Origin of the sequence: Spirulina sp. CS-785/01 (assembly GCF_028330525.1) — a bacterium.
Taxonomy (GTDB): Bacteria; Cyanobacteriota; Cyanobacteriia; order Cyanobacteriales; family Spirulinaceae; genus JAQMSD01.
Map to the genome: position 1 here is coordinate 1 of NZ_JAQMSD010000109.1, position 5,061 is coordinate 5,061.

5 protein-coding genes and 1 pseudogene are annotated in these 5,061 nt (G+C 46.6%); 2 read left to right on the plus strand and 4 right to left on the minus strand.

From position 1 onward, the window contains the following. Positions 1 to 183 precede the first annotated feature (183 nt). From rplU to PN462_RS06500, 4 genes are all read right to left on the minus strand, one after another. On the minus strand, positions 184 to 585 hold the full coding sequence (gene rplU / locus PN462_RS06485; RefSeq protein WP_272127210.1) for a 50S ribosomal protein L21: 402 nt from the start codon (positions 583 to 585) through the stop codon (positions 184 to 186). Between the two features lie 196 nt (positions 586 to 781). After that, the gene (locus tag PN462_RS06490) at positions 782 to 1,648 is read right to left on the minus strand and encodes an ATP adenylyltransferase family protein (protein ID WP_272127211.1); all 867 of its coding nucleotides are present in this window, start codon (positions 1,646 to 1,648) and stop codon (positions 782 to 784) included. 30 nt (positions 1,649 to 1,678) lie between these two features. Further along, a complete protein-coding gene (locus PN462_RS06495) occupies positions 1,679 to 2,266 on the minus strand; it encodes a glyoxalase-like domain protein (RefSeq protein ID WP_272127212.1) in 588 nt (195 codons plus the stop codon). A gap of 86 nt (positions 2,267 to 2,352) precedes the next feature. Continuing rightward, positions 2,353 to 3,432 carry a PIN/TRAM domain-containing protein gene (locus PN462_RS06500; protein WP_272127213.1) on the minus strand — a complete coding sequence of 360 codons (1,080 nt, stop codon included), beginning with the start codon at positions 3,430 to 3,432 and terminating at the stop codon, positions 2,353 to 2,355. A 250-nt stretch (positions 3,433 to 3,682) separates the two neighbouring features. Between PN462_RS06500 and hemW the strand changes: the two genes are divergently transcribed. Continuing rightward, complete coding sequence (gene hemW / locus PN462_RS06505) at positions 3,683 to 4,885, plus strand: radical SAM family heme chaperone HemW (protein WP_272127215.1); 1,203 nt, start codon at positions 3,683 to 3,685, stop codon at positions 4,883 to 4,885. A gap of 2 nt (positions 4,886 to 4,887) precedes the next feature. Further along, positions 4,888 to 5,061 (plus strand): annotated as a pseudogene (locus PN462_RS23420) (Uma2 family endonuclease); the annotation flags it as partial.

The following is a 5,061-nucleotide window of genomic DNA, read 5'->3' on the forward strand; positions in this document are numbered from 1 at the left end:
CACGGTTAACGCTGTGTCCTGGACTAACCCAGTTGGGCGAGATTCCACCCCCTCACATATAATCCCAACTAGAGAAACATTTGGAAGTGTTTACTCATTAACCGCTCTTGGCTCTATTCGCAGCTACGGGAAGGTTATCTCTCCCCACTCCCTCACCTCACGAAGTAGGTGGGGGTCATTGAATTATTCTTCTTCCGTCGTCGCAGCAACAGGTTCACTCTGAGTCGTTGTCGTGTCCTGTGGACTGTCTTCACCTGCGATGACTTGACCATTCAAGCGAATGGAGTTAATCATTAACTGACTCAACTCTTGGCGATGTCCCCGTTTTTTGCGGGTTTTCTTCTTGGGACGCATTTTATACACAATCACTTTACGACCGCGAAAATGCCGCATTACTGTCCCTTCGACCGTTGCACCTTCGATGGTAGGTTGACCCACATGGATTTCCCCATCATTATTGATTAGCAACACACGGTCAAGGGTGAAATTCCCTTCTTCGTCCACCGGAAGACGGTTAATGTCATAAAACCGACCGGGTTCAACGCGCATTTGCGTTCCCCCTGCTTCTACAATTGCGTAAGCCATGTTGTTTGTCCTCTTTGAATGCCGTACAGGTCGCTGGATTCAGCGTTTCCTTAAACCTGATCCGAGCAATTTAACACGCAATCTATTATTTTAGCAGGTTATTTGTTATTTGTTGTTGGTTCTTGGTTATACGGAATCCGGTGTTGAAATTTCCCCAGGATAGTGGTACTGCGCTCTCAGTGAGTTTTCTCACCCCCTAAGAGCAAGCCACATTTTTTAAAATGGTAAAGGGACGATATTCTTTAAGTTGAGCCAACTGTTGCTCATTTTTCACAAAAAACGTTCCCGCAAACCCTAGGGAGTTCACCTGAATGGGGCCAAATTGCTCTTGAATGCGGGGGACTAATAACATCCAGTTGCGCGTGGCCAGTAAATTATAGGCATCCGTTTGTTTAATGGGACTGGTATTATCATGCAGTAACCCCACCGCTTGTAATAACTGCTGATAGGCCGCTAAATAGGTTTCTGGGGAAGGGGGAGAGGGAAACGCCTTAAAAGCGTGACGGAAGGGGAACTGGGGGATAGTCGTGTCGTAGGTGTCTTGGAGTAGCGTTTCTAGAGGAATGGTTGCTCCGTGGGGGGTTAAGGGGAAGGGAACCAGTTGTAAATGTTTATGGGGTTGACTGGCCCCGGCATTTTTCCCGGCATTATAAAAGGCTAACCCGTCTATTTCTTGTAAACAGGCCGCCATGGCCTGAAAATCGGCTAAGTTGAGCCAATTTTCTTGTTCCTCAAACTCCCGTGTGACGATGAGGAGATGATGAGCAACGACGTTAAATTTATTCAGTAAGCAGAGATGGGTGGAGGAAATATCTGTGACAAATAAGTCTTCTTCGTAAGGGAGAAAAGGGTTTTTGGGGGTTTTGCTTTTTTCTTGTTGCTGTTTGGCCTTTTCTTTTCGCGCTAAAGAAGACAAGATGCGAACTAAAAAGGGGATATCCCCATCTTCGACGACTTCCCAGTCGGTGGGGATGGAATGGAGAGCTTGCGATCGCGTGGCCTGTTCCGTTGTCTCTTTCAGTTTATCCCACAGCGTCCCCGCTTCTAACCACAGTTCCGGCATTGTTGTCCTCTTGTCTTCTCTCACGCCACCTTAATTGGAAACTTCTGCCATTTCAATGGTTCGGTTGTCGATATCTTTCACCAGAAAATTTAAAGGCCGCTTACTGCGGACTTTAAACCGTAACCGACGAGACTGCACCCGTAACAGAATGGCCTCTAAACACTCATGATCAAAACAAACATGACGTTGGCTATTTTTGCGGCCATAACTCGCTCCGGAAATAACGTGCAGTTGAGTATTCTTTTTCAACTGATACCAGAGTCCCTGTTGCGTGTCCTGTGCGGGGGGTGTGGCGGTCATAGAGGGGGCAGCGGCCATATAAAAGGGGTCAATCCCGGCAGTTCCCATAGTTTGCTCATAATTGTAATAATAATGAAGGGGAACATCGGCCACTGGGAGATTGAGCAATCCTTCATAAAAATCCTGAGCAATTTTTAAGTCACTCACCATAATAGTATGGACTTTCGGTGCGCTGGTGAGAAACATCCACATGGCTCCCGCATAGGCCACCAATAACATCACCATAATGCCTTGGGTGGAAAAGAGGGTGTCTAAGCCAGGGAGAAACGCGCCTAAATGGGAATAAATCAACATTGCAGCATCAAAGTGTGTCACCATAAACAAAGCCAATCGCTTATTTCTTCGTATTGTGGCATATCTCCCCATTGTAACGGAGGACGCTAACCGTTAAGGGGGTTCACATCTTAGGCCACCATAGAGGCTTGAGGTTTGGCAAAAATCATCCGGCCTGCGGAGGTTTGTAGTGCCGATGTTACCACCACTTGGACTTCATCCCCCATATATTCTCGGCCTTCTTCAACCACAACCATTGTGCCATCTTCAAGATAGCCTACGCCCTGTTCTGGTTCTTTTCCTGGTTTGAGGATTTTTAGTTCTAAACTATCCCCAGGTAGGTAAATGGGACGAATGGCTTGGGCTAAGTCGTTAACATTTAAGACGGGGACTTTTTGCAGACTGGCCACTTTACTCAAGTTGTAATCGTTGGTGAGTAAAAGAGCATTAATTTCTTGAGCAAAACGAATTAATTTCGCGTCAACGGTTTGTATATCCTCGTAGTCTTCGGAGTTGATGACAATACGGTTAGGATAAGATTCCTGCATCCGGTTGAGAATGTCGAGTCCGCGACGGCCTCGGACTCGTTTTTGGTCGTTGGAGGCATCCGCGAGGAGTTGTAATTCTTGTAAAACAAATTGGGGGACAATCATTTGGCCTTCCACAAACCCGGTCCCTAATAGTTCTTCGATGCGTCCGTCAATGATACAACTGGTATCGAGGACTTTGGTGGCTGCGGGTTTTAAGGTCCCTTCGGCTACTAGGAGGGTTTCAACACTGCTGGGGTTAATGAGGCGGAGAAAAGTCCGTCCGTGGGTATCGGCAAGACTCACCCCTAAGAAGGAGAATAGGACACTAGCAAAGACGGCCATCATGGGTTTCACGAAGGCAAATTCTTGGGGGATGGGGAGGAGGAAGATGGGGGCCAGCATGAGGTTAGCGAGGAGTAACCCTAAGACCCAACCGACGGCACGGGTTAAGATTGTTTCGATGGGTTGGCTGCGGACATTGGCTTCTAAGCGACGATAGGCGGTTTGGGCGGTTAATCCTAAGGCCAACCCAATAATTGCGCCAAAACTGGCTACAATGAAGCGAACTGCGTCAAGGTTGGTGACTTGTGCTTGGACATCGGCAGGTACGAGGTCGATCGCACCATACCCCATTCCGGCGATCGCAATAATGAAAATTCCGATGATGAAGGCATCTAGCATGGTTCTTTTTTAATAAAATGCAGGTATAGGTAATTCCGCCCAAGGATTAACCGTTTTTGTTATTGATCATTATAACTTTGAGGGCCATTCCTGTTATAGCTCTGGAGAAAGAGCCAAATTTGAGTTAGGGCATTACTGGGATAGGTTCAGACAGGGCAAGAGAGGGAAATTCCCATGAATCAAGGGTTGTGTACAGATGTTTTCTGCAAGCGTTCTACGGGTTACTGTTGACTAATTACTGGTTACTGCTATGAGTTTACCCCCTCCGATCATACTCTCTAACAATGAGGGAATCGACTGTGATCTTCCTCAGTCGGCCTATGTGCATATTCCCTTTTGTCGTCGTCGTTGTTTTTATTGTGATTTTCCGATTTCGGTATTGGGCGATCGCACATCAGGAGAGCAATCGGGGTCTATGGAGCAGTATGTTGATCAACTGGGTAGAGAAATCCGCACCACACCCAATTTAGGGAAACCGTTAAAGACTGTGTTTTTTGGGGGTGGGACTCCTTCGCTCCTTTCACCATCGCAGTTAGAACGCATTTTAACGAATTTAGAGCAACAGTTTGGGATTGTTCAAAATGCAGAAATCTCCTTAGAAATTGACCCAGGGACTTTCACGTTAGCTCAAATCCGTGCTTATTGCCAGTTGGGGGTAAATCGCCTTAGTTTGGGGGTGCAAGCGTTTCAGGATGACTTGTTGCACCGTTGCGGGCGATCGCACCAAGTTAAAGATATTCTGGAGGCGATCGGGATAATTCGCCAAGTGGGGATAACCAATCTTAGTTTTGATTTAATTTCTGGATTACCGGAGCAAACCCTACAGCAGTGGGAAGAATCGTTACAGAAAGCCCTCTCTTTCGCCCCACAACACCTCTCTTGCTACGATTTGGTGTTGGAACCGGTTACGGTGTTTGGCAAGCGTTATCAGGGCGGAGAAACGCCACTCCCGCAGGATGAGACGACGGCTAAAATGTACTGTCTTGCTCAGGAGATTTTAACGGGTGCGGGGTTTGAGCATTATGAGGTGTCGAATTATGCCAAAGCGGGCTATCAATGCGTCCATAATCGGGTGTATTGGGAAACTCAGCCCTATTATGGGTTGGGTATGGGAGCAGCGAGTTATACCCAAGGGATTCGCTTCACGCGGCCTCGCACAAGACGGGAGTATTATGCGTGGGTTGAGGAGGGATGTCAGGTAGGAGAGGAGCGAGTGACGCAGCAAGATCAGTTATTAGAAACCTTGATGTTAGGATTACGGTTAAAAGAGGGGGTTTCTTTAGGGCAATTTGACCCGAAAATTAAAGCGAAAATTGAACAAACCTTACATCCCTATCAACAAAGGGGATGGGTTACGTTAGGGGAAGGAGTTGCTTTAACTGATCCGGAAGGTTTTTTATTTTCTAATACAATTTTGGCCTCTCTTTTTGAACAGTTTGATTTGGAGAATTAAAGATGGTACAAGATACAACAACGAAACCCGAAGTCATTTATCCCGATAGTGATGGACAACCCATGGCTGATAATACAGTACAATTTCGCTGGATTGTGAAAATTAAAGAAAATTTAGAGTTATTATTTGCCGATGATCCCAATATTTTTGTTGCGGGGGACTTACTCTGGTATCCC

Excerpts from the sequence above, each read along its gene's own strand:
- hemW (WP_272127215.1), top strand. The coding sequence starts at position 3,683 with ATGAGTTTACCCCCTCCGATCATACTCTCTAACAATGAGGGAATCGAC.
- PN462_RS06490 (WP_272127211.1), bottom strand. The coding sequence starts at position 1,648 with ATGCCGGAACTGTGGTTAGAAGCGGGGACGCTGTGGGATAAACTGAAA.
- PN462_RS06495 (WP_272127212.1), bottom strand. The coding sequence starts at position 2,266 with ATGGTGACACACTTTGATGCTGCAATGTTGATTTATTCCCATTTAGGC.
- PN462_RS06500 (WP_272127213.1), bottom strand. The coding sequence starts at position 3,432 with ATGCTAGATGCCTTCATCATCGGAATTTTCATTATTGCGATCGCCGGA.
- rplU (WP_272127210.1), bottom strand. The coding sequence starts at position 585 with ATGGCTTACGCAATTGTAGAAGCAGGGGGAACGCAAATGCGCGTTGAA.